Below are 24201 nucleotides of genomic sequence, written 5' to 3'. Positions count from 1 at the left end.
GATATTATAAAAACGAACACAAGTTCGATTTTATAAATTTAAAAAAGAGGTGTCCGTATGATTTTAGGTATTAATCCGTACTTAGTTTTAGATGGTGGTGGGCAAGAAGCTGTACAGTTTTATAAAGAGGCGTTAGATGCAAAAGTAGAAATCATGCAAACTTTTGGTGACATGCCTGAAAATCCAGAATACCCGATTCCAGCTGAAGCAAAAGAGCGCGTTGCACATGCTACTTTAAAAGTTGGTAATACGGAACTTATGATTTCTGATACATTCCCAGGTAAAGGGCATGCGATCGGATCTCAAGTAACAATCGCAATTCAAATTAGTAATGCAGAAAAAGCGAAAGAAGTATTCGATAAGTTACAAGAAGGCGGAGAAGTTATTATGCCACTTCAAGAAACATTCTGGAGCCCAGCATACGGACAAGTAAAAGATAAATTTAGCATTGAATGGCAAATTACAACGAATCCTACTGAACAAAAGTAATTTTTAGAAAAGCACCATGTTTTGAAATGGTGCTTTTTTTATACAATAAAAACAAAGGAGATGAAATATATGGGAGAAATTTGGTATGGCGGCACCATTTACACGATGAAAGAAGAAAATGAAAAAGTGGATGCTATTTACGTTGAAAATGGCATCATTGTTGATGTGGGGAATAAAGAAGAGTTAGAAAACCGGTATTCAGAAGTGAAGTCGTGCGATTTAAAAGGGAAAACAATGATTCCAGGTCTCGTTGATAGTCATATGCATCTTATTGGGCACGGGGAGAGGTTACTCCGTCTAGATGTATCAAATTGTACGTCTTATAGCGAAGTGCTTACTCTTGTTCAGAGGCGAGTAGAAGAAGCGCCAAAAGGTTCTTGGATTATCGGAGAAGGATGGAATGAAAATAACTTTACAGACACGAAAGATGTTCATGTAAAAGACTTAGATGCAATTTCAAAAGAACATCCGATTTTATTAAAGCGCGTTTGTCGTCACGTTACATGGGTGAATTCATACATACTGCAAGAAGCGAACATAACAGAAGCGACGCAAGATCCGAAAGGCGGGAAAATTGGGCGGGATTCATCAAATAAATTAACAGGGCTTTTATATGAACAAGGACAAGAATTAATTAAACATGTTCAGCCTGAAATTGATGAAGCTTATTTGCAAAGAGCGCTGCAAACGGCGATAAAAGACTGCTGGCAATATGGATTAGTTGGCGGACATACAGAAGACTTAAATTATTATGGTGGCTTTAGAAAAACGTACAATGCGTTTTCACACGTTATAAAAGAAATGCCGTTTAAAGCACATTTACTTGTTCATCATGAAGTAGCGGATGAACGAAAAGAATATGAAAATGAGCACTACATTGAATTTGGGGCGATGAAAATTTTTTCTGATGGCTCTTTTGGCGGAAGAACAGCTTTATTAAGTGAACCATATGAAGATGCGCAGGAAACGAATGGAGTTGCGATTTTTTCACGTACAGAGCTTGCAGAGTTAGTGAAGAAAGCTCGTGATTTACATATGCCAGTTGCCATTCATACAATTGGTGACTTATCGCTTGAATATGTCATTGATGCACTCGAATTATATCCGCCAGCAAAAGGATTACGTGACCGCATTATTCATTGTCAGCTCGCTCGTGAAGAGTTGATTGAAAGAATGAAACATTTGCCGGCTATTATCGATATTCAGCCAGTCTTTGTTTCATCGGATTTCCCGTCAGTCATTGAAAAACTAGGAAAGCATCGTCTTCGTTATGCATATGCTTGGAAGACGTTACTAGATGCAGGATTACACTGCAACGGTGGATCAGATGCGCCAATTGAACAAGTGAATCCGTTTTTAGGTATATATAGCGCTGTTACACGTAGAAGTTTTATTGACGGCGTATGCTATATGCCAGAAGAAAGGCTAACAGTATATGAGGCTGTTTCTTTATTTACAACAGGAAGTGCCTATGCAATCGGAAAAGAAGCGAAGCGGGGGCAAATTACAACAGGATATGAGGCAGACTTTACGATATTAGATCGCGACATATTTGAAATCGAGTCAGAAGAAATAAAAGGAGTACAAGCAGAAATGACAGTAATTGATGGGGAAATTGTGTATAGAAAAGGTGCGTAAAAATATATTGACTTACCGACAAAAAATGACAAGAAAAGTTGCCGAATAATAGAGAGGGCTACCCGCGTTAATAGTGGGAAATAAAAAACCGACAAATTATGATTTTTCATAATTTGTCGGTTTTTTTAATACTATAAAAACGTTCTCTGTACTTTTTCCCAGAAGGAGTTATTTTTTAATTTAACTGTTTTAATTTGTTTATCGCTTAAGCGTACGACAGCTTTTTCAACTTGTTTAATGCTAAGCGCTTCATTATCCATGCCGATAACAGGATAATCGTTACCGTCTGGTCTAAGTCTTAAAGTTAATGTACGTTCGTGATTTAAAATGAACGGTGAACCGAGTGTACGGTATGTGTTGTTGTTTAAGGATGCTAATTCACTCACTTGGAAACATGGGATAAGTGGATCAACAACCGCGCCATGTAATGATTTATTGTAAGCTGTACTTCCCGTTGGGGTAGAAACAACTAAACCGTCGCCTCTAAATGTTTCGAAATATAAATCATCAACGTGAACATCCACAACGAATGTTTTAATAATGCTAGAGCGTAATGAGAACTCATTTAAACAATGGAAAGATGTACCTTGATCTACATCAACGTGAATTGTTGGATATTTTCGCACTTCAATTTCATTTTTTGTAATTTCTTGAAGGGCTGTATCAACGTGATCAATATGGAAATCGCAGTAGAAAGAAATTTCATCTTTCGTAGAAATCCCTGCGTATAAGCAATCTTCTCTAAAACCAGTTTTACGAACGGCTTGTAAGAAAGTTGCATCATCTCCAACACTGACGATAGCGTTTGCATTTTTTGGATGATCTAATATGGTAAATCCATTCTCTTCTAAAATACGATAGATAGGTTTCATCTTTTCAACGAACGTTACTTTGTCATCACCATAAAAGAAAAATAAATTGCGACGATCTGCCATTATGTATCCCTCCACTGCAGTTAAATTTTCTGTTTTTCGTGCTACATATCACTAGAATGTATTCACGATGATATGTTCAAATAATATATTTCGATACAAATTGTCAAAATACCTTTTTATTTTTAGAAAAATTTTTATATTCAATCTTACGGCGGTCTGTTTAATGATGAATAAACTTGTCGATAATGGGTACGGAGTGAAAGGATGGTACGAATGAAATGGCTCGTAATTGGAATGATAATTTTTCTACTTTTTATTTTACTAATACTATTATCGAAAATATCGCTTAAAGTGACGGTTTTATATTCAGAAATGGAAAAGCAATGTTTATTTCAAGTGAAAATATGGATGATTCGATATACGTTTGATGTATTGGAAAGAATTGAAAAACAGCAGAAAAAAACAGGGCAGAAAATCGAAAAGGCTGAAGAGGACGGCGGACTAGACAATAAAATTATGGCACAACTTGATAGCATTGGAGAATTGATAAAAAAGCTTCAAGAAGTTCATACTATTGCTAAAGATTTTCTCAAACGAGTGAAAATCAATGGTTGGAAATGGCATTCGCAAATTGGAGCAGGCGATGCAGCTATTACTGGAATTGTCACTGGATATGCATGGGGGACAAAAGGAATGGCTGCTGGAGTTGTAGGACAATATATGCATATTGTCGACGTACCAGAATTTGAAATTACTCCTGTTTTTCAAGGGAAAGGATTTGCTTCAAGATGTGAATTAACGGCGTCCTTTCGTATATTTCGTACTGTGAAAACAGCGGTAAAACTATTCGTGTTTATGAGAAAGCAAAGGTCTGGTATGACAGAAAAGCCTGTTCAAGCATAGGGGGGATATAGAGTGGACCATCCAATTCAAGGTTTAATGACAACCGCAATGCAGCATTTAAAACAAATGACTGATGTAAATACAATTGTTGGCGATCCAATTAAAGCGGCAGATGGAAGTGTAATTCTTACCGTTTCAAAAGTAAGTTTCGGATTTGCTGCTGGTGGAAGTGAATTTGGTAAAGTAGAACATTCAGGCCGTCATCCATTTGGCGGGGGAAGCGGTGGAGGAGTTTCTATTAATCCTGTTGCTTTTCTTGTTATAAATGGAGAAGGTGTAAAAGTGTTGCATCTAGATAAGCAAACACACGTCATCGATAAAATAATTGAATTAGCGCCACAAGCTGTTGATAAAGTGAAGGAAATGATGGATAAACGAAAAGAAGAGGATCCGGAATTTCAAATTTAACGAATAGAGAAGCTAATCAATAGGTTAGCTTCTTTTATCCCGTTAATGCCCGATTGGTGAAGGCTAATAATCAGTGGGAGATGAACAAAACCCCCACTGATTAAAGTTTCACTTTATTTTTTTGTAAATAAAGCGATTTTATTTGCATTATCGATAGCGACAAACTATCATTTACATTGTACATATTTTGTTTAAATAAGGGAGGATTTTCAAGTGGCAAACGTAACTTTTAAAGGTAACCCAATGACTTTAGTTGGAACAGAAGTTAAAGTTGGCGATCAAGCGCCAAACTTCCAAGTATTAGCAAATGACTTATCTCCAGTAAGTTTAGAAACATACAAAGGCGAAGTAAAATTAATTAGTGTTGTACCTTCAATCGACACAGGTGTGTGTGATGCACAAACACGTCGTTTTAACCAAGATGCAGCAGGTATTGAAAACGCGAAAGTATTAACAATTAGCGCTGATTTACCATTCGCTCAAAAACGCTGGTGTGCAGCAAACGGTTTAGAAAATGTTGTAACACTTTCTGACCACCGTGATCTTTCATTCGGTGAAGCTTACGGCTTAGTAATGAAAGAACTTCGTTTACTTGCTCGTGCAGTATTCGTAGTAGATAGCAATGACAAAGTAGTTTACGCAGAATACGTAAGCGAAGGTACAAGCCATCCAAACTATGAAGCAGCATTAGAAGCAGCTAAATCTGCAAAATAATGCAAAGGAAATGACCTCTTATAAAGAGGTCGTTTTTTCTCATATATTGCTGCATAACGGTACCAATATATGAGAAAAAACGTTATATCATATATAACTTAAAGGGGAGCTCTTTGCAGGAGGTCGCTTTTTCTTTTTGGAAAAAATCACTTTGTGGTATGATATAAGTTATGTGTAAAAGAGAGAAGGAGGAATGTACGTGAGTCAGACAGTGGAAACATTATTTTCTATTTTCGATTCTTCTGCGGTAGTTTTACGTAAGGAATTAGATGTAACATATTTAGAGGCGCTTGTAGAAACAGGGGATAACTTGTTTGAAGGAGCGATTTTACAAGAGGAATTATCCGAAGCAGCAATTGAAAGGCTGAATCGTGAATATAGTACGTTTAATGAAGAAACATATAAAGGGGAAGAAATTCGTAAAGCATTTCAGCTAGCCATTTTAAAAGGAATGAAAGAAGGCGTGCAAGCAAATCATGAAATGACGCCTGATGCAGTTGGAATGTTCATGAGCTACTTATTCCATAAATTTATGCAAGGGCAAAACGAAATTACTGTTTTAGACCCTGCAATTGGAACAGGTAACTTAATGACTACAGTGTTTAATAGTGCCAAAGAAGAAATAGCAATGAGTGGATTTGGTGTAGAAGTGGATGAAGTGCTAATTAAACTTGCTTTAGTAAATGCGAATTTACAAAAGCATGCAATCGAATTCTTCCATCAAGATGGACTAGCACCACTTTATATTGATCCAGTTGATGCAGTTGTTTCAGATTTACCAATCGGTTATTATCCAAATGAAATCGGTGCAAGTGAATATAAGTTAAAAGCAGATGAAGGAATGTCATATGCGCATCACTTATTTATTGAACAAAGTGTGAAACATACGAAAGAAGGCGGCTACTTATTCTTCTTGGTACCGAACTTCATTTTCGAAAGTGATCAGGCGCCAAAATTACATGCATTTATTAAAGAAACATGTTTTATACAAGGGTTATTACAACTACCTGTTTCCATGTTTAAAAACGAGAAAAATGCAAAAAGTATATTTGTGCTCCAAAAGAAAGGCCAAGGTGTAACAATGCCGAAACAGGCGCTATTAGTGGAATTACCTAAGTTCTCTAACATGAAGGCTATGGAGAACATTATGGATCAATTGAATACTTGGTTTGCAACACATAAATAATACGATATATATGTAACAGGGTTAGTAATTACTATAGTACAGTTGTATATGATGTGTAATATTTTTTAGTATATACAAGATTTAACTGAATTTTTTTGAAATCTGTAATATATTTTTTTTCTTGGTGTTACAATTTTTTCACTTGAAATATATCTCAGACGATGTTTAAATTAAAATCGTGAGTATAAAATTTACTGATGATGAAACGTTTTCATAATGAGTAAGTTTAATTAGATAAAATCGAGCGGTTTGTGGAATGATCCACACAACTACCAAGAGAAAAAGGGGCGAAAGACTAGATGTCAAAAATCATCGCGATTAACGCAGGAAGCTCTTCCTTAAAATTCCAATTATTTGAAATGCCAAGTGAAACAGTATTAACAAAAGGTTTAGTAGAACGTATCGGTTTAGAAGATAGTATCTTCACTATTACTGTAGATGGCGAAAAACAAAAAGAAGTTACAAGCATCCCAGATCATGCAGTAGCAGTTAATATGCTTCTTGCAAAATTAACTGAAAACGGAATCGTTAAGTCTCTAGATGAGATTGGCGGTATCGGTCACCGTGTTGTTCACGGCGGCGAAAAATTTGCTGACTCTGTTTTACTTACTGATGAAGTATTAGCTGATATCGAAGAATTAAGCGATTTAGCACCACTTCACAACCCAGCAAACATTGTTGGTATTAAAGCATTCCAAGAAGTATTACCAAACGTACCAGCAGTAGTAGTATTTGATACAGCATTCCACCAAACAATGCCGGAATCTGCATTCCTATACAGCTTACCATATGAGTACTATGAGAAATTTGGCATCCGTAAATACGGTTTCCACGGAACTTCTCACAAATATGTAACTGAGCGTGCGGCTGAATTATTAGGTCGCCCACTTGAAAGCTTAAGCTTACTTTCTTGTCACTTAGGTAACGGTGCAAGTATCGCAGCAGTAGAAGGCGGTAAATCTATCGATACTTCTATGGGCTTCACTCCACTTGCTGGTGTAACAATGGGTACACGTTCTGGTAACATTGACCCTGCGTTAATTCCATACATCATGGAAAAAACAGGCCAAACAGTAGAAGAAGTTCTTAACGTATTAAACAAGAAAAGTGGTATGTTAGGTCTTTCTGGATTCTCTAGTGACTTACGTGACATCGAACAAGCGGAAGAAGAAGGAAACCACCGTGCAGAAGTAGCGCTAGAAGTATTCGTAGGACGTATCCATAAGTATATTGGTTCTTATGCAGCTCGTATGAAAGGTGTAGACGCAATCATCTTTACAGCTGGTATTGGAGAAAATAGTGCTCTAATTCGTGAGCGTGTATTAGAAGGCCTTGAGTTCATGGGCGTATACTTCGATCCAAAACGTAACGACATTCGTGGCGAAGAAGCATTCATCAGCTTCCCACACTCTCCAGTAAAAATTATTGTAATTCCAACTGACGAAGAAGTTATGATTGCTCGTGACGTACTACGTCTTGGAAATATTGGTTAATATATGAAAAGAAAGACGAGATCCTATAGGGTCTCGTCTTTTTTCTTTTGGATATATTTCAAAATTCCATCTGGATATAGTACTTGTTCTTTCTGAATGAATGCCGTAATGGGAATCCATTTCGCATATGATACGTTCTGTTCATCTTGTATATTCACTTTTTCTCTTTCATATAGTGAGGTGTCTAATAAGCGTAAAGAGTATAGTTGAATGATTTCATGACCGATTTCTTTACCTAGATGAAAGATGTTTTCTAGGCAATCTAAATAGTCGATAATTTCTACGTCTGTATGAAGCTTTTCTTTAAATTCTCGAATAACGGTATCTGCTGATTTCTCACCAAGTTCAATGGAACCGCCAAGAGGTCGATAAAAGATTTCGTCGTCCATATTATATTCTTGTACGAGAAGTCGATCATGATGTATAGCAATGCCAAAAGCTTTTGCGCGTGGGTACATATATAATCGCTCCTTATTTGTTTGGATAAGGACGATTATACTGTAGCTAAGTAGCAATTAGTAGCATTGTATTCGGGTAGATTGTCTCGAACTTATGTTGTAAATAAAGAACTTGCAATGTACAAGCGTATTTGCAAATATGTTACAATAGAAAAAAATCGAACGAGGTGGTTGTTACGATGCGATCGAAGCGAGAACAAGCCATTTTAGACAATATAAAGGAATGGGAAGCGCAATTAGTTGAGCAAGAAGCGACCGATTTTCAAAAAATGTTTGATAAATGGTTACATACTGCAATTGCGAAATTACCTGAGAAAAAACGAAAAGATTTCTTTACGAAAGCAGATGGATGGCTCTTTCATTTGCATGCGCTGATTCAAAGTTCACAATCACAGTTAGAGGCGCGTAATCGTATTTTAGGAACGTCGAGATTATTTGATGAATCAATTGAACAACTTGAAGATTTGAAAGCATTATCTATTGATCAATTAACATACATAGCAGAGCAGCAAACAGCGCGTCACCGTCTATATTCATTTGTACAAGGCGGAGCAACGGGGGCTGGAGGTTTATTATTATTAACAGCTGATTTCCCGGTTATGATCGCTTTAAATGTGAAGGCTGTCCAACTTATTGCGACATCATTTGGGCATGATGTGAACAAGCCTTATGAAATGATGCTTGCGTTAAAGGTATTTCATGCGTCATTACTACCAGGAAGACTTCAGCAATACGCATGGTACAATTTACTGCAAGAACTGGAGCAAGAAGATTCGTTCTTCTATGAAGGAGACGAAGCGGTATTAAAACCAGCTTCTACTGAGGTTGTGCTAAAACAAATTTTAAAAACATTTTCGATTTATGCGCTTCGCCGTAAATTATTCCAAGGCATTCCAGTCATCGGGATGGCAATCGGTTCTACAGTGAATTATCGTCTAACAAGAAATGTTACTGAATTTGCGAATAAATTTTATCAAGTGCGCCATATAATCGAGAAAGAAAAAAGAACGTAAAAAAAAAGCGAGAGGCCGAAGCCTTTCGCTTTTTTAATTTGTTGCATGTTTTTTTGGCATTGGAATAGATACTGGTTGCTTTTCTGCTGTTTTTTCTGCTTTTGGATAATAAATTAAATCCAATGTTTTTGCCTGTACGGCAATCGAAAGAATAGTAAAAGCAATTTCTGTCCAATTTAAATAATATAATGAAAGCGCAAGAACAATCGCGTCAAAGACGAAGAAAATTTGCCCAATTGTAAAACGAGTTCGTTTACTTAGTACAATTGTTAAAATATCGTCTCCACCGGTTGCACCGCCGAATCGCAATATAAAACCGAGTCCAATACCAGCTAACGCACCGCCAACTATCGCAGCTACAAATAAATTATTTGATAAATCTACCGTAAATGGAGAATAATTTTCCATAAGAGAATAAAATACTCCGAATGAAATTGAACCTAAGAATGAATAACCAACCATTTTTCTACCTAAAAATGAAGTACACAGTAAAATAATTGGGATATCCATTATTACAGTTGAAATAGATGGTGAAATATCATAAAAATTTTGGATGAATAGTGCAATTCCTACAAAGCCACCTTCTGTTAAGTGGTTTTGGAAGTGAATGTGATATAGCGCTGCTGCTAAAATAAATGAACCGATTAAAACCATAAAAACTTCTTTAATAATTTGTCGACTTTGGATGTTCCTCATCGTTATTCCTTCTTTCCGTAGTTAGTAGTCCTTTTTGTGTTGTAAACTAACTACGAGCTCACATGTAGCTTCAGTTAGTTTACGAAAAAACTAACTACGCTATATGTCGCTGAAGAAATAACGAATAATCCTCTCGTCCATCAAGTTTCCCTACCTTCGTTTTAGTTTAAGTCTTAAAGCGACTAAACAAAACGTGGAGTAGGATTCTTCATTTAGCAACCCTGCTCTTCTTTGTTTTGTTTAGCTAGTAACAATTAAGTCCTAAACAAAACGCTACGTGTAAGAAGAGTCTTTTTTTTGCCAAATTATCCTTCGGGCAATCATAATTTCCCCACTCTCGTATTTTTTTCGCTAGACTAAAGTATCTGAGCTGAAAAATACGCTACGTGTATGATTCGTCAATACGATGCCACATGCTCCTTCGAGCGATCATGATATCAAAATCCCTTCCTTCAAGATTTATATTATTATATCATACTTTCAAAAAATGTATGCGGATGGAAACCGACAATAAACGGAGGGAATCTACAAAAATTGTTATGTTTAAATATTTTTGTAGAAAAGCCTAAGCTTTTTCTTAGGATTGGACAGTTTTTAGAAGTTTGTCCAATAAGTAAGAAAAGATAGGTTTTTATTCATTTGTATCGTTCGCTTCACTTTTATCTTTAAAAAGCGCATCCCAGCTAATCACGCTTAAAAAAGTTAAAGCGATAATAATGAAAGCTCGCATAAATCTGAGACCTCCTTTTGTACATAGTATATGAATAATTTGTTTCGGAATGTGTCATTTTTTTACCAGTCTCAACGGTTATGGGATTATATTAGTATAGATAGAGGAAAAGAGGAGTGAAGAGATGCTAAAAGGCATGTTAAAAAGAAAAGAAGTAAAGTGCATTTCATGTCAGAAAAAGATTGAATATGAAGAAGAGCTTGTTGCTTTTGTGAAGTTGCCAAAAGAAAGGAATATATTAGTTGGTCCGTTCGATGTATGTTTGGCAAAAACAGCGCACGAAATATATTGCAAAGCTTGTTACGACAAGAAAGCATGACCCAAAGTATATGAGGGACATGCTTTTTTCATTGGTGTGCTTTTCCCTCAGACACATTTTGAGTGAGTCGATACCAAAGCCAAAGATCATTAATGGTGGAAGCAAGATCGGCAATTTCTGAATTCAGTTTGCAAGAAATTCCGAAGTCTTCTTCGTTATTTAAATGATGTTGTTTTGCATTAATATAATGTTCGAGTTCTTTTATGCGATCAGGAATTTTCCCGCGAATTTGTTCCCATTTTAGTAAAATAGCATGTTGCATCTTTTCGGGGATGTCTTCCCAGTCTTCTTGTAAATGCGGAATTTCAATTCCTAGGTGTTCATCGTATAAGAAATACTTTTCCATAAGTTCACCCCCATTTTCCTGCTTATATTGTACATAAAAACAGAAAGAAGTTCGACGAAATTGTTTGAAAAAATTAAAAATGCCTATTGATACATTTTGTAAAAGGTGTTAAAGTGTGAATTATTATAAAAGAAAATGAATATTTATTCTTTAGGGGGATGCAAAAATGGAGAAGAAAAAAGTTGTGTTAGCATATTCCGGAGGTCTTGATACTTCCGTTGCAATTAAATGGTTACAAGAGAAGAATTATGATATTATCGCGCTTTGTTTAGACTTAGGGGAAGGTAAAGACTTAGCATTTGTAAAAGAAAAGGCACTTTCAGTAGGTGCAATTAAATCATATATGATTGATGTTCAAGAGGAATTTGCAAATGAATATGCATTGATGGCGATGCAAGCTCACACGTTATACGAAGGGAAATATCCTCTTGTCTCTGCATTATCTCGTCCACTTATTGCGAAAAAATTAGTAGAAATCGCAGAACAAGAAGGTGCAACTGCAGTTGCACACGGATGTACAGGGAAAGGGAATGATCAAGTTCGTTTTGAAGTTTCTATTCAAGCGTTAAATCCTTACTTAGAAGTGATTGCGCCTGTGCGTGAATGGAAATGGTCACGTGAAGAAGAAATTGCATATGCAAAAGAAAACGATGTACCAATTCCAATTAATTTAGATAGCCCATTTTCAATCGATCAAAACTTATGGGGACGCAGCAACGAATGTGGAATTTTAGAAGATCCATGGGCAGCGCCGCCAGAAGAAGCATACGAAATGACATTAGCATTAGAAGATACGCCGAATAAACCAGAGTATGTAGAAATTGGATTTGAAGCAGGCGTACCGACTACTTTAAATGGCACTGCATATTCACTTTCAGAATTAATTAAAATGTTAAATGCACTGGCTGGAAAACACGGCGTTGGACGTATCGATCACGTAGAAAATCGTCTTGTCGGTATTAAATCTCGTGAAGTATACGAATGCCCAGCAGCAATGACGTTAATTACAGCGCATAAAGAGCTTGAAGATTTAACGCTTGTAAAAGAAGTTGCTCATTTCAAACCGATGATTGAGCAGAAAATAACAGAACTTATTTATAACGGTTTATGGTTCTCACCTTTAAAACAAGCGCTCAATGCTTTCTTACAAGAAACGCAAAAGAATGTAACAGGTACAGTGCGCGTGAAATTATTTAAAGGCCATGCGATTGTAGAAGGACGTAAATCTGAATACTCTTTATACGATGAGAAATTAGCAACATATACTGCTCAAGATGAATTTAATCATGATGCAGCAGTTGGTTTCATTTCATTATTCGGTTTACCGACGAAAGTATACAGCCAAGTGAATCAAAAGAAGGTGGAAGCGTGAGCAAACTTTGGGGCGGACGTTTTACAGAAGAAGCGGAAGCATGGGTTGAAGAGTTTGGAGCATCCATCTCCTTTGATCAACAATTAGTAGGTCAAGATATAAATGGGAGTATTGCACACGTAACGATGCTAGCAAAGCAAGGCATCGTTACGGAAGAAGAAGCAGAGAAAATAAAGATAGGTCTTCAATATTTATTAAAAGAAGCAAAAGAGAATAAGCTCCAATTCTCAGTAGAGGCAGAAGATATTCATTTAAACATTGAAAAAATGTTAATTGAACAAATTGGCGAAGTAGGAGGGAAACTTCATACAGGCCGAAGTCGTAACGATCAAGTGGCGACAGATATGCATTTGTATTTAAAAGAAAAAGTAGAAGATATTATAAAAGCTACAAAACAATTGCAAACTGTTCTTGTTCATCAGGCGGAAAATAACATTGAAACCATTATGCCTGGCTATACGCACTTGCAGCGTGCACAGCCGATTTCATTTGCACATCATATTCTCGCTTACTTTTGGATGTTAGAGCGCGATGTGAATCGCTATGAAGATTCGTTAAAGCGCATTAACATTTCACCATTAGGAGCAGGAGCGTTAGCTGGGACAACATTCCCAATTGACCGAGAATATAGTGCGGAGCTTCTCGGATTTAATGGAATCTATGAAAATAGTTTAGATGCGGTAAGCGATCGTGATTTCATACTGGAGTTTTTAAGTAACTCATCTATGCTCATGATGCACTTATCACGCTTTTGCGAAGAACTTATTTTATGGAGTAGCCAAGAGTTTCAATTTATTGAAATGAGCGATCAATACGCAACGGGAAGCAGTATTATGCCGCAAAAGAAAAATCCAGACATGGCAGAACTTATCCGCGGTAAGACAGGAAGAGTATATGGCAACTTATTTAGCTTGCTTACTGTAATGAAAGGATTACCACTAGCTTACAATAAAGACTTGCAAGAAGATAAAGAAGGAATGTTTGATACAGTAAAAACAGTAGAAGGATGCCTTCATATTATGGCAGGCATGCTAGAAACGATGACTGTAAACAAAGAAAAGATGGGGCAAGCTGTGACGCAAGATTTCTCTAACGCAACAGAAATTGCCGATTACTTAGCAAACAAAGGACTACCATTCCGTCAAGCTCATGAAATTGTTGGGAAGCTAGTTCTACATTGCACACAAAAAGGAATTTATTTAGTAGATGTACCACTTGAAACATATAAAGAAATGAGTTCCTTATTTGAAGAAGATTTGTATGAAGTATTGTCACCATATGCGGCTGTAAAGCGTCGTAATAGTGCTGGTGGGACTGGGTTTGAGCAAATCAAAAACGCTTTGGAGAAGGCGAAAGGATTTGTTGGAGAGTTTGTAGGAATTAAATGATGTATGAGAGAGAAGGTAAGGTGCTTTTTTAGAAAGCACCTTACTTTTTTGTATTTAGATTTTTAGGGGGGGATCTATCATTTCATAATTATTTTTCATAATCATAAAATGATGTTTCTCATGTATCGCTAATAGTTGGATAGATTGAATCAGGTTAGGATAGTGAGCGATTGGATCTAAAAATACGATATGCCCTGCGATATTTTCTTCTATATTTTGAACAAGTTTTTTTATTTCATCTGTTTCACGGGAAAGTAATTCTTCTAATTCTTGTCCATTCATAGAATGATAGACCTTTTTTGAAGGGACTAAAATCCAAGGTGCTTTCATTCCTCTACCGTGCTTCTCTTTGTATTCGGCATAAATGTCGTGTATTTCAGTTTCAAATGGGGTATTTTTTCTTAGCTTTGCATAAGGGATAAGAGTGAGAGAGAATTTAATCGCTACTTTGAGCATCCTTGCAATTAAATATAAGTGATAAAAGTGTTCACCAGTAGACCATTTTTTGTCCTCTTTCCTATACCATAGTTGTTCTTGTGATAATGAATGGAGATGAGGAAGGAACTCGGTCCTTTGTACATGTAATGTTTGAAAATGCTTTGAGATATTTTCAGATTTCATATTTTGACATCCTCCACACTTCTTTTTCCTAATTATAACATTTTTCGTGAGGAGGTAAGTAAGCCTAGAGCATTTTGCTCTAGGCTTACAGTTTCATCGATTAATCATACTTATGTCGATCTTCCGTAATTCGAATATACTCAATATCCATCAAATCTCGAAGCAATGCACCGTTACTTAGTTCAATTCCGTGTTTTTCTTTAAAATGAGTGCGGATCGTATCTAACATTTCGATTTCTTTTCCATTCACATCTAAAATAATGCGTTCAGAATCATCCATATAGCATCCTCCTTTTCTAAACACATATATTTTGTCCGTCTATTTCTAAAAAATGTATGTTAACCTAATGTTAGGAAATAAGAAAGGAATGGAAGATGAGACGTATTTATTTTGTAGGGTTAATTTTGTACACGCTAATTGTATTACACGTTGCATTCCCAGTCATATTTTCATTTGAGAATGTCGAAACAGTACATGTCGTGATATTTATCTTTACGCTGTTTATAGTAGATTGCTGTATTTCGATAGGGCTTTGGAAAAGAAAACATGTACAGGATAAAAAAGAAATCGAACGGAAAAAGAGAAAACGTTCTTTTTGGATGACAACGTATTGTTTTTCTTTAGTGATTGCTGCTGCTTTTTTTAGTGAGTATGTTCCATTAGAAAGATTAAATATCGGATTTGGAGCGTTCGTATTTGCATATTATTTTTTCATGCACTTTCTTCCTTATATGAAAGAAAAGCGAGGAGAAGAGGAAGATCCGCTTGTAGAAGAAGCGAGAGAACAAGAGCATAAGAGAATAGAAGAAGATATACAGAAACTCGGAGAACAAAAATGGTATTTGAAATCAAAAATTATATATGTTCTTTGTTTTATAACGCCGCCAATTGGCTATTTGTATGTGTTCTGCCTTCGTAAAAAAATGACAGAAGATGCAAGGCAATCGTATTTAACGATAGCGACGATTATGATGGCGTTATGGTCTTTAAAGTTTCTTCCACCGTATGTGTTGGCAGTTACTATTGTTGTGATAGTTTGTCTTGTATTTATCGTGAAATATGTGAAATGAAAAACACCAAGCCCATGTGGACTTGGTGTTTTATTTATGAATTAAAGATCACCTTGCTCCTCATCACCACGAACAACAAGGACATCGCATTTCGCATAGCGAATAATATGTTCAGAGACGCTACCGATTAGGAAACGCTCAACAGCATTTAAACCAGTTGCACCACACATAATTAAATCCACTTTATGGTTTGGAGCGATTTCTTTTGAAATTTTAGATTTTGGATTACCGAAATCTAATACAGTTTCAACTTTTTCAAGGCCAGCTTCAAGTGCAGTTTTTTTGTAGTCTTCTAATAAGTCTTCTGCAAATAGATTTGCACGTTCAGCAATCGCGCGGCTATAAGCCTCTACAGCAGAGTATGCTTTTACATCAACAATATGAGCGATTGTTAATGTTGCATTGTTTCGTTTTGCAACTTGAATTGCTTTTTTAAAGGCTTTTTCTGCTTCTTTAGAACCGTCCACCGCAATTAAAATATTTGTATATGTATTATTCATAGTAGATTCCTCCCAATCATTTTTATAACCGTTTACAACTTAATTATAAAACAAAATTTGGTAATATGCTTGTCGGAAACGTTACAGAATTTTGAAAACTTTATTTTAATTCATTTTAGTTGTAATTGGAGTGAGAACTTGTTACATATGAAGTATAGCAATTTAAAAGGAGGCATGATTGTGAGACACGCGCTCATTACAGCCGGTACGAAAGGTTTAGGAAAGCGGGTAACAGAAAAGTTAATTGCTAGAGGATATTCAGTAACAGTAACATATCATAGCGATATAGATGCTATGGAAACGATGAAAGAAACATATAAAAACGTGGAAGAACGTCTACAATTCGTGCAAGCAGATGTCACGAAAAAAGAAGATTTACATAAAATAGTAGAAGAAGCGATGAGCCGTTTTGGCAAAATTGACTTCTTAATTAATAATGCTGGTCCATATGTATTTGAACGAAAAAAGTTAGTCGATTACGAAGAAGATGAATGGAATGAAATGATTCAAGGAAATTTAACAGCGGTATTTCATTTGTTAAAACTTGTCGTTCCGATTATGAGGAAACAGAAATTTGGCCGTATTATTAGTTACGGATTTCAAGGGGCAGATAGTGCGCCGGGATGGATTTATCGTTCGGCTTTCGCAGCGGCGAAAGTAGGACTGGTTTCATTAACGAAAACAGTTGCTTACGAAGAAGCAGAATATGGTATTACTGCGAATATGGTATGTCCTGGTGATATTATTGGTGAAATGAAAGAGGCAACGATTCAAGAAGCACGTCAGCTGAAAGATCGTAACACACCAATTGGTAGGTCTGGGACAGGTGAAGATATCGCAAGAACTATTTCGTTTTTATGTGAGGACGATTCTGATATGATTACCGGTACAATTATTGAAGTAACCGGTGCAGTTGATGTCATTCATAGACATCGCTAGAATAAAATAAAGTGAAGTTTCAAATAATCGGACAGTTTATCCTGTATACTTAAAAGTGTGGATAATACTGTCCTTTAATGTAAGATTAAATCTATCGGAAAACTCGTATTATTTTTTGTAAAATATTGAGATATTATGTTAAGATATAAGAGCGTAGAAAGCGCTTTAAAAAATGATTCAGGGGTCATTTCATAACTCAAGGGGGAACAAATAATGCGTATCGGTATTCCAACAGAAATTAAAAACAATGAAAACCGCGTGGCAATGACGCCAGCGGGAGCAGTACATTTAGTACAAAATGGTCATGAAGTTTTTGTTCAAAAAGGAGCAGGTTTAGGATCTGGCTTTACAGATGAAGAATACGTACAAGCTGGTGCGAAACTTGTTGAAACTGCTGAAGAAGCATGGAATCAAGATATGGTTATGAAGGTAAAAGAGCCAGTTGCAAGTGAATACGGCTATTTCCGTGAAGGTTTAATTTTATTCACATACTTACACTTAGCTCCAGAGCCAGAATTAACGAAAGCATTAATTGATAACAAAGTTGTATCAATCGCATACGAAACAGTACAATTAGACAATCGTTCTTTACCATTACTTGCACCAATGAGTGAAGTAGCTGGTCGTATGTCTGCACAAATCGGTGCACAATTCCTTGAGAAAAACAAAGGCGGTAAAGGTATCTTGCTTGCAGGCGTTCCAGGGGTGAAACGCGGCAAAGTAACAATTATTGGCGGTGGCCAAGCTGGTACAAACGCAGCGAAAATTGCAGTAGGCTTAGGTGCAGATGTAACAATTATCGACTTAAGTGCAGAACGTCTTCGTCAATTAGATGATATTTTCGGAAACCAAGTAAAAACGTTAATGTCTAATCCTTACAACATTGCAGAAGCTGTAAAAGAGTCTGATCTTGTAATTGGTGCAGTATTAATCCCAGGTGCAAAAGCGCCAAAACTTGTAACAGAAGAAATGATTCAATCAATGGAACCAGGTTCTGTCGTTGTAGATATCGCGATTGACCAAGGTGGTATTTTCGAAACAACTGACCGTATTACAACTCATGACAACCCAACTTACGAAAAATACGGCGTTGTTCACTATGCAGTTGCTAACATGCCAGGTGCAGTTCCACGTACATCAACTCTTGCATTAACAAACGTAACAGTACCATATGCAGTACAAATTGCGAACAAAGGCTACAAAGAAGCTTGCCTAGGCAATACTGCATTACTAAAAGGTATTAACACATTAGATGGATATGTAACATTCGAAGCAGTTGCAGAAGCACACGGTTTACAATACGCTGATGCGAAAGAGCTTCTTGAAAAAGCTCCTGCTTTATCATAATAGAGATACATTAGAGACCTTTCTTTTTATAAGAAAGGTCTTTTTTATATGGAAAAACAACATGTAAATAATTGTTATTTATTAGTGTAACTAAGCTTTCGTTATGATAATTTAGAATTATATAACAAAAAGAGGGGATTCGATGGGGAGAAAAAATAGGAAGAAAAAGCAAGCTAGGAGACAAAAATATATAAAGAAAAAACAGGAACAGAACATTCCAAATTCAAAAAAAATAGTCATTATGATAGAAAAAACGTTTCGGTATGTTTGTATGGTTCTATATGTGATTTTGTGTATGGGATCATTTGGGGTGCTTTACAGTTTTGGGATAACCCCGAATATTATTGAGAGTATTTTAGAGTTTATACTTGCCGTAATAGAATTAGTTTTATTCGTTATATTCTTTGATACAGTATGGCCTAGTCATGAAAGTAAGAGAGATAGGAAAAGAAAAAAGAGAAAAAAATCTTCATACGCTTCAAGTTCATCAAGTGGATTTGGTGACTACAGTAGCAACGATTGTAGCAGCTCAAGTGATGGTGGAGGAGATTGCGGAGGTGGTGGAGACTAAGTTGTTTTTCCTGAAGAACGACTAATGAAAGGATGAGACGAAAGATGGAAACTGTGAATTTAATAGAATTAACAAAGGGCATTCAAGATCAACATAAAAACTTCGTCGTTTCAAATGTAAATAGTCATTGCTTACGAATCGCTGTATTTACTGGTGAATATGATTGGCACTATCATTCTAATTCAGACGAATTATTTATTGTGCTAGAGGGAGAATTACTTATTGATTTTCAAGATGGAGAGACGGCGGTTTTAAAACCGAACGATTCAATTCTAATTCCCGCATGTACGATTCATAGAACGAGAGCATTAAAGAGAACGGTAAATCTTTGTTTTGAAAATATAGAGGCTGATACGATTATAGTGGAGCAATTATGAAAAAAATCTCTGTAGCCGAGTATAGAAAAGTTCTTCCGATTTTAGAAGGAAATATAAGAGCAACGACTTTTGCTTATGCGGTATGTGATCAAATGATAGATGGTGAGGTTTTTATAAACAAGCAATTAACAGCAGGACTAATTATTACAGCTAATGGCATTTATTATTTATTCGGTGAAACCCATGACCAAAGTTATAACGAAGATTTATTTTCGTGTATAAAAACAGCCATTGAAAAAACAGAGAAACGATTTACACTGTTTACTTCGAGTAAAGAGTGGGAAATGATGATTGAAGAGCGTTTTAGTAATGCATTTCGGAAAATCCCGCGAATGAAATTTCAAAGAGAAAGTTTTGAAGAGAGAAAACGAGATTTTAACAAAAATACATATGAAGTTAAGCGTATTGATAGAAGAGATATAGAACGAAGTAATGAATTTACAGAGGATTATTACAAAGAATATTGGGGATCAAATGAAGCATTTTTGAATAATGGCTTTGGATTTTATATAGAAAAAGATGGGATGATTGTAGCGGAATGTGTTTCGATATTTAGTGGGAATGGATTTGCTGAAATTGATATCGTGACGCATGAAGCGTATCAAGGGAGAGGGTTAGCTCAAGCTGTCGCAACACGTTTCATTGAACATTGTATACAAAATGATATTACACCATGCTGGGATTGTAATGCGGACAATATTCCCTCACAAAAATTAGCTAGTAAATTAAGCTTTCATAATCCAGTAGAATATAGCCTATTTGTACGTAAGAGAACGGGGGAATAAAAATGAATGTGGAATTAACGAGATTTAAAGTGAGGTCTGGTAAAAGTCATCGTGTAGATGAATGGATGAAGCTTCTTAATGACAATATGAAAGAAGTGCTTTTGACATTAAACGACGAAAAAATGTATGTAGAGACAATTTTCCGGGAAATAAGAGAGGGAGAAGAGTACTTATATTGGTATTCTGTGCAAGGAGAAGGCGGGGCTCTTGTCGAAAATTCTCATCATGAAATTGATAAAAAGCATTTAGAGTTTTGGTATGAGTGTATTGATGAGGAAGCACCGTCTGTTGATATGAAAACAGAAGTTGTTATGATTCAGGATGTTGTGAAAGAAGCGATGAAATAATAGAATAGTATTTTTGAGGAAAGTACATCAAAATGGATGTGCTTTTTATTATGCAAATTTTTTTGAAAAAGCTGTATACATTTTACGCTCTCAAACGTTGAGTATATAGAAAGGAGAGCAGGATGAGCCATGATACATTTGAATCGTTATTAATAGAGAAGTCAAAAGCCGTGTTTGGATACTTAATTAAGATTGGAGCAGATAGAAAAGAAGCGGAAGATATTGTGCAAGATACGTTATATAAAGCTTTATTGCTTATGGAGGAAATACCATTAGAGCATTTAACACCGTGGCTATTTAGGGTCGCGATCAATCAGCACCGAGATTTATACCGTAAAGAAAAAAGATTAAATCCCATTGCAATTGAATCGGTTGTTCTTATTGGTCAAAAGTCATTGGATGAAGTGCTTTTGACAAGTGAACTACAAGGTGAAGTACAAGAAATATTGGAGACGATGACGGATGATTATCGTCATATTTTACTGTTGAAATATGAATATGAACTATCTTATAAGGAAATTGCCATTTTATTAAGTATGAAAGAAGAAACAGTGAAAACAAGTTTGTACCGCGCGAGAAATCAATTTAAGAAATTGTATAGGAGGAGAAAAGATGAGTCGGAAGGACTTTGATTTGAATATGGATGATAAGCAGATGAAGACTTTGATGAAGAGAGCGAAGAGGAAGCAGTTTTGGCGAAACTGGCTTATTTCTATTTTTGCGTCCATTATTGTTATAGTAAGTTTGTTTTTGGGAGCAATGTATTTTTCTCAGCAAACGTTTAGAAAAATGGAAAGAGAAATGAATGCACTACATATGGTTCAGGGGCCTAATATCCGTTTCAGCGGAAGTATGTATTTAAGTCTTGGTATGACAGGAAGTACAGTAATATATAATTCTTATAAAAATATAGCCGGTCAGCCAGTGAAGTGGGTAAATGATATATATGAATCTGGTATATGGAGTTATAGTATGAAGCACTACAATGGTGAACTTGTTAGTTTAGATGAGGAAAAAAGGGGGGGAGAGGATGTTGTGATACCAGATTATAATGTACAAACAATGCAAAGGGAAATGAGGTTTTATTTACCTTTCGTTACTTATAAAAATTATGTAGATGATCTGAAAAATATCGGGGATTTGCAAAATAAAGTTGCGGAAGTGGCCCTATCTTTTGATAAATCGTATACAGCTGAACAAATTACTGAAATGCTTCCAAAAAGTGTACAGCCAGTTTGGTTTTGGGTAGATACATATAATGAAAAGAAAAGTGATTCTTATGTAGGGTTAAAAGATCCTAAAAATGGCGCAATATTAAATGCGGAAATGGCTAGAAATGTTTTTGGATTTGAAGGGAGTTATGCAAAAGTAAAAGAAGATGTGAAAAATGATGTAACAATAAACTCAAAAGAGTTTCTATACCAAATGAAGTATTTAGCAAAAAATAGTGAAGGTATACCAAGTGATTATTTTGAACAATATTATAAAGAAATAAAAAACATCAAACCAAAAGACCTACCAATATACGGTGTAGTCGTAACAGGAAAAACAGAGGATTTACAAAGTTTACAAGGAGCACCGTATATTAAGGCGGCTGTTAGAGGTGTAACAGTTGAGAAATATTGATTACAAGTGATTAATGTGAATAATCAGAAAATTTATGTTATAATATGGGAAAAGGAGGTTTATATGAGGCAAATACATGGAGCAATTTATATTTACATAACAATGTTTTTCGTGGCGATATCCTATGGATTGGGGCACGTGTATTCGCATCCTATACTAACTTTTTTAAGCGGAGCATGTATGGCGTTTGCGCTTCTTGTCCACCTTTTCTCAGTTTGGATCGTAAAATTTCAATTAAATATTAGTGAAATAGAAGAAGGCACTTTTTAAAGAGCCTTCTTTTTTTAGTAATATTGGCGAAGTCCTTGTAGTAATTTTTCAATTTCGCATTCGGTTTCTTCACAGATAGACAGTGTACGTAGTCTGAAAAATAAGCTACGTAAGAAAGATTTTATATTTCCGTATAGAAACTCATACGATTCAATATGTAGTGTTTGTTTTTGAACTTGTAATTGAGTTGCTAAATCACGAAGGGCTAATATGAGTACTTCTTCTTTTAGACCATTTTGTAGCATTGCGACAATAGGATAAACGAGACGCTCATCTTCTTCGTATTTGTAATAGATGGAATGAACACAAACTTTGTTTAATAAAGTTTGTAATATTTCTTCGTAATGTAAAGTTTCCAGTTTAGGACTATTCACAAGCGCCTCAAATGTATCGGAAGCATGAGCGATACTATGTGCCCAGCCACGTTCTTGGACATAGCCTCGTAAGTCATGTTCTTTGTTCATATATAAAATTAATTGATCTTTTACATTTGAAATATCAGTCTGTGATAAGAAATTATGATTTGTATCCGCATCTATAATGAGGGCGATTAATAATGTTGTAAATGCGCGGGTAAATACACTATCTTCGTCATCTGAATGAATCTTATAAAATAAATATTTTTCGCTGATGCTTTCTAATAATAATTTCTGTAATTGTGTATGTGAAATGTAGTCCTTTTTGATGAGATGATAAAAAGTAGAGTAAATAAGTTTGTCTCTTAAATAACTATCAGTAACACCGATATGCTCAAGCATGCTGGAACTTAAAGAATCAATATGAAGTGTGTTATCTAGTCTGTAATTATTATTACGAATTTCTTCTAATTGTTGTTGTAACATTTAAACCCTCCTATTTTAGAAAATTCTGTATATTAATAGTATAATGAGAGGAAGGAATAGACAAGAAATAAATGCTTTTGAATGGAGGTACATTATGAAGAGAGCATTATTCTTTCTTATTAGTATTTTCTTTTTAGGAAGTTGTTCAATTTCATATGTTACTTTTTCTAGCGAGAGCAAAAGTTGGAAGGGGCAATATAAAGGCCATATTGAGGATGACAGTGAAGATGGCATGTTTACGTTTCAATATAAGGGCGGAGATGGAAATACAGAATTGAAAAATTTAGAGATTGCTATTAATGGAGCCTTTAGTACAATGACACAAACGTCAGAAAATCATAAAGGAGCAAAGGTTGAAATGAAGTCTTCTTGTGTAAGTTGTGTACCCCTATCTAAAGATGAACCGATAGAGGTTGTGATTAAATGGAATGATAAGTATGAAGAGAAGATGGTGTTAAAGCGGAAATAGCAAAATAGAGTAGGGAGTTAAAAATGAATAGGAATATGAAAATTTCTATGTATATATTTTTAAGTGTCTTTCTACTTGTATTATCAGCGTGTACTACACAAGTAGAGCCAGTAGCGGTAAAAGCAGTACCGAAAGAAGGATATATTATAGTAAGAAATGACACTGTGTTTTTTGTCGGTGATAAGACGTTTGAAACAAAAGTAGAGTTACGAAATTATATGGAACAACAAATGAATAAAGAGTATCCATCAGATATAGTCCTGAGTTTTAAGGAGAAAGATGCATATAATAAACTAAAAACAGGGGATAAAATAAAAGTATGGTCTTCTCAAATACTTGAAAGCTATCCAGCAAAAATGATTGTAGAGAAATTTGAAATAGTAGAGAAATAGAAAAAGGCAGCAATCA

At 35.6% G+C, this 24201-nt stretch carries 31 protein-coding genes; 23 read left to right on the top strand and 8 right to left on the bottom strand.

From position 1 onward, the window contains the following. Positions 1-57 precede the first annotated feature (57 nt). Together COI75_RS17880 and COI75_RS17875 are read left to right on the top strand one after the other, a co-directional pair. Positions 58-489 (top strand): VOC family protein, encoded by a 432-nt coding sequence (locus COI75_RS17880; protein WP_000600343.1) that lies wholly within the window; start codon positions 58-60, stop codon positions 487-489. 69 nt (positions 490-558) lie between these two features. After that, positions 559-2127 carry an amidohydrolase gene (locus tag COI75_RS17875; RefSeq protein ID WP_000503974.1) on the top strand — a complete coding sequence of 523 codons (1569 nt, stop codon included), beginning with the start codon at positions 559-561 and terminating at the stop codon, positions 2125-2127. 131 nt (positions 2128-2258) lie between these two features. Here COI75_RS17875 and COI75_RS17870 read toward each other — a convergent pair whose 3' ends face one another. After that, positions 2259-3062: an NAD kinase gene (locus COI75_RS17870; RefSeq protein ID WP_098448518.1), complete on the bottom strand. Its 804-nt coding sequence runs from the start codon at positions 3060-3062 to the stop codon at positions 2259-2261. A gap of 204 nt (positions 3063-3266) precedes the next feature. Between COI75_RS17870 and COI75_RS17865 the strand changes: the two genes are divergently transcribed. The 5 genes from COI75_RS17865 to COI75_RS17845 all read left to right on the top strand — a co-directional run bounded on the left by COI75_RS17865 (position 3267) and on the right by COI75_RS17845 (position 7706). After that, entirely contained in the window at positions 3267-3905 is a 639-nt protein-coding gene (locus COI75_RS17865; RefSeq protein WP_000252004.1) for a DUF2953 domain-containing protein, read from the top strand. Positions 3906-3917: 12 nt separating this feature from the next. Next, positions 3918-4313 (top strand): GerW family sporulation protein, encoded by a 396-nt coding sequence (gene ytfJ / locus COI75_RS17860; RefSeq protein ID WP_000350006.1) that lies wholly within the window; start codon positions 3918-3920, stop codon positions 4311-4313. A gap of 213 nt (positions 4314-4526) precedes the next feature. Further along, positions 4527-5027, top strand: coding sequence for a thiol peroxidase (gene tpx / locus COI75_RS17855; RefSeq protein ID WP_000024525.1), 501 nt, complete (start codon positions 4527-4529; stop codon positions 5025-5027). A gap of 199 nt (positions 5028-5226) precedes the next feature. Continuing rightward, the gene (locus COI75_RS17850) at positions 5227-6213 is read left to right on the top strand and encodes a class I SAM-dependent methyltransferase (RefSeq protein ID WP_000084346.1); all 987 of its coding nucleotides are present in this window, start codon (positions 5227-5229) and stop codon (positions 6211-6213) included. Positions 6214-6512: 299 nt separating this feature from the next. After that, positions 6513-7706 (top strand): acetate kinase, encoded by a 1194-nt coding sequence (locus COI75_RS17845; protein ID WP_000034586.1) that lies wholly within the window; start codon positions 6513-6515, stop codon positions 7704-7706. A gap of 23 nt (positions 7707-7729) precedes the next feature. Here COI75_RS17845 and COI75_RS17840 read toward each other — a convergent pair whose 3' ends face one another. Further along, positions 7730-8164: an NUDIX hydrolase gene (locus COI75_RS17840; protein ID WP_000283466.1), complete on the bottom strand. Its 435-nt coding sequence runs from the start codon at positions 8162-8164 to the stop codon at positions 7730-7732. 179 nt (positions 8165-8343) lie between these two features. Here COI75_RS17840 and COI75_RS17835 point away from each other — a divergent pair, with 179 nt between their 5' ends. Beyond that, complete coding sequence (locus tag COI75_RS17835) at positions 8344-9177, top strand: EcsC family protein (RefSeq protein WP_001256847.1); 834 nt, start codon at positions 8344-8346, stop codon at positions 9175-9177. A 33-nt stretch (positions 9178-9210) separates the two neighbouring features. Here COI75_RS17835 and COI75_RS17830 read toward each other — a convergent pair whose 3' ends face one another. Further along, positions 9211-9873 carry a YitT family protein gene (locus tag COI75_RS17830; RefSeq protein ID WP_001244526.1) on the bottom strand — a complete coding sequence of 221 codons (663 nt, stop codon included), beginning with the start codon at positions 9871-9873 and terminating at the stop codon, positions 9211-9213. An 854-nt stretch (positions 9874-10727) separates the two neighbouring features. Between COI75_RS17830 and COI75_RS17820 the strand changes: the two genes are divergently transcribed. After that, complete coding sequence (locus COI75_RS17820) at positions 10728-10922, top strand: hypothetical protein (protein WP_000911988.1); 195 nt, start codon at positions 10728-10730, stop codon at positions 10920-10922. Between the two features lie 28 nt (positions 10923-10950). Here COI75_RS17820 and COI75_RS17815 read toward each other — a convergent pair whose 3' ends face one another. Next, positions 10951-11268 (bottom strand): hypothetical protein, encoded by a 318-nt coding sequence (locus COI75_RS17815; protein ID WP_000417211.1) that lies wholly within the window; start codon positions 11266-11268, stop codon positions 10951-10953. Positions 11269-11434: 166 nt separating this feature from the next. Between COI75_RS17815 and COI75_RS17810 the strand changes: the two genes are divergently transcribed. Beyond that, on the top strand, positions 11435-12640 hold the full coding sequence (locus COI75_RS17810; RefSeq protein ID WP_000412320.1) for an argininosuccinate synthase: 1206 nt from the start codon (positions 11435-11437) through the stop codon (positions 12638-12640). Further along, positions 12637-14028, top strand: a complete 1392-nt coding sequence (gene argH, locus COI75_RS17805; protein ID WP_000041237.1) for an argininosuccinate lyase — start codon at positions 12637-12639, stop codon at positions 14026-14028. Before COI75_RS17810 ends, argH begins: the two co-directional genes overlap by 4 nt. A gap of 54 nt (positions 14029-14082) precedes the next feature. Here the strand turns inward: argH and COI75_RS17800 are convergent, their stop codons facing one another. Then, on the bottom strand, positions 14083-14649 hold the full coding sequence (locus COI75_RS17800; protein ID WP_000834362.1) for a DinB family protein: 567 nt from the start codon (positions 14647-14649) through the stop codon (positions 14083-14085). Positions 14650-14749: 100 nt separating this feature from the next. Continuing rightward, positions 14750-14929 (bottom strand): hypothetical protein, encoded by a 180-nt coding sequence (locus COI75_RS17795; RefSeq protein WP_000342758.1) that lies wholly within the window; start codon positions 14927-14929, stop codon positions 14750-14752. A 95-nt stretch (positions 14930-15024) separates the two neighbouring features. Between COI75_RS17795 and COI75_RS17790 the strand changes: the two genes are divergently transcribed. After that, positions 15025-15720 (top strand): hypothetical protein, encoded by a 696-nt coding sequence (locus tag COI75_RS17790; protein ID WP_001252923.1) that lies wholly within the window; start codon positions 15025-15027, stop codon positions 15718-15720. A gap of 41 nt (positions 15721-15761) precedes the next feature. Here the strand turns inward: COI75_RS17790 and COI75_RS17785 are convergent, their stop codons facing one another. Then, positions 15762-16220, bottom strand: coding sequence for a universal stress protein (locus COI75_RS17785; RefSeq protein WP_001066675.1), 459 nt, complete (start codon positions 16218-16220; stop codon positions 15762-15764). 147 nt (positions 16221-16367) lie between these two features. Here COI75_RS17785 and COI75_RS17780 point away from each other — a divergent pair, with 147 nt between their 5' ends. From COI75_RS17780 to COI75_RS17740, 9 genes are all read left to right on the top strand, one after another. Next, positions 16368-17159 (top strand): SDR family oxidoreductase, encoded by a 792-nt coding sequence (locus COI75_RS17780; protein ID WP_033657987.1) that lies wholly within the window; start codon positions 16368-16370, stop codon positions 17157-17159. A gap of 213 nt (positions 17160-17372) precedes the next feature. Beyond that, a complete protein-coding gene (gene ald, locus COI75_RS17775) occupies positions 17373-18506 on the top strand; it encodes an alanine dehydrogenase (protein ID WP_001219406.1) in 1134 nt (377 codons plus the stop codon). 142 nt (positions 18507-18648) lie between these two features. After that, complete coding sequence (locus COI75_RS17770; protein ID WP_000532806.1) at positions 18649-19077, top strand: hypothetical protein; 429 nt, start codon at positions 18649-18651, stop codon at positions 19075-19077. Positions 19078-19121: 44 nt separating this feature from the next. Continuing rightward, entirely contained in the window at positions 19122-19454 is a 333-nt protein-coding gene (locus COI75_RS17765) for a cupin domain-containing protein (protein WP_000450950.1), read from the top strand. After that, positions 19451-20239: a GNAT family N-acetyltransferase gene (locus COI75_RS17760; protein WP_000724322.1), complete on the top strand. Its 789-nt coding sequence runs from the start codon at positions 19451-19453 to the stop codon at positions 20237-20239. Before COI75_RS17765 ends, COI75_RS17760 begins: the two co-directional genes overlap by 4 nt. A 2-nt stretch (positions 20240-20241) precedes the next feature. Continuing rightward, the gene (locus COI75_RS17755; protein WP_001100237.1) at positions 20242-20586 is read left to right on the top strand and encodes a DUF6176 family protein; all 345 of its coding nucleotides are present in this window, start codon (positions 20242-20244) and stop codon (positions 20584-20586) included. Between the two features lie 122 nt (positions 20587-20708). Then, positions 20709-21218 carry an RNA polymerase sigma factor gene (locus COI75_RS17750; RefSeq protein WP_000017718.1) on the top strand — a complete coding sequence of 170 codons (510 nt, stop codon included), beginning with the start codon at positions 20709-20711 and terminating at the stop codon, positions 21216-21218. Then, positions 21199-22212, top strand: a complete 1014-nt coding sequence (locus COI75_RS17745; protein WP_000087166.1) for an anti sigma factor C-terminal domain-containing protein — start codon at positions 21199-21201, stop codon at positions 22210-22212. The genes COI75_RS17750 and COI75_RS17745 overlap by 20 nt, the downstream gene beginning before the upstream one ends. Positions 22213-22275: 63 nt before the next feature. Then, on the top strand, positions 22276-22482 hold the full coding sequence (locus COI75_RS17740; protein WP_001248905.1) for a hypothetical protein: 207 nt from the start codon (positions 22276-22278) through the stop codon (positions 22480-22482). Between the two features lie 14 nt (positions 22483-22496). On the opposite strand, the gene COI75_RS17735 is transcribed toward COI75_RS17740, so the two are convergent. Further along, a complete protein-coding gene (locus tag COI75_RS17735) occupies positions 22497-23324 on the bottom strand; it encodes a DUF2785 domain-containing protein (protein ID WP_000941485.1) in 828 nt (275 codons plus the stop codon). Between the two features lie 94 nt (positions 23325-23418). Here COI75_RS17735 and COI75_RS17730 point away from each other — a divergent pair, with 94 nt between their 5' ends. Both COI75_RS17730 and COI75_RS17725 read left to right on the top strand, forming a co-directional pair. After that, the gene (locus tag COI75_RS17730; RefSeq protein WP_000816739.1) at positions 23419-23793 is read left to right on the top strand and encodes a hypothetical protein; all 375 of its coding nucleotides are present in this window, start codon (positions 23419-23421) and stop codon (positions 23791-23793) included. Positions 23794-23816: 23 nt separating this feature from the next. Next, positions 23817-24185 carry a DUF3221 domain-containing protein gene (locus tag COI75_RS17725; protein ID WP_001081410.1) on the top strand — a complete coding sequence of 123 codons (369 nt, stop codon included), beginning with the start codon at positions 23817-23819 and terminating at the stop codon, positions 24183-24185. The last annotated feature ends 16 nt before the right edge of the window (positions 24186-24201 follow it).

Source organism: Bacillus cereus (assembly GCF_002564555.1).
GTDB lineage: Bacteria > Bacillota > Bacilli > Bacillales > Bacillaceae_G > Bacillus_A > Bacillus_A cereus_K.
Note: the sequence above shows the minus strand (reverse complement) of the source record. Positions and strands in the feature narration are given on the sequence as shown.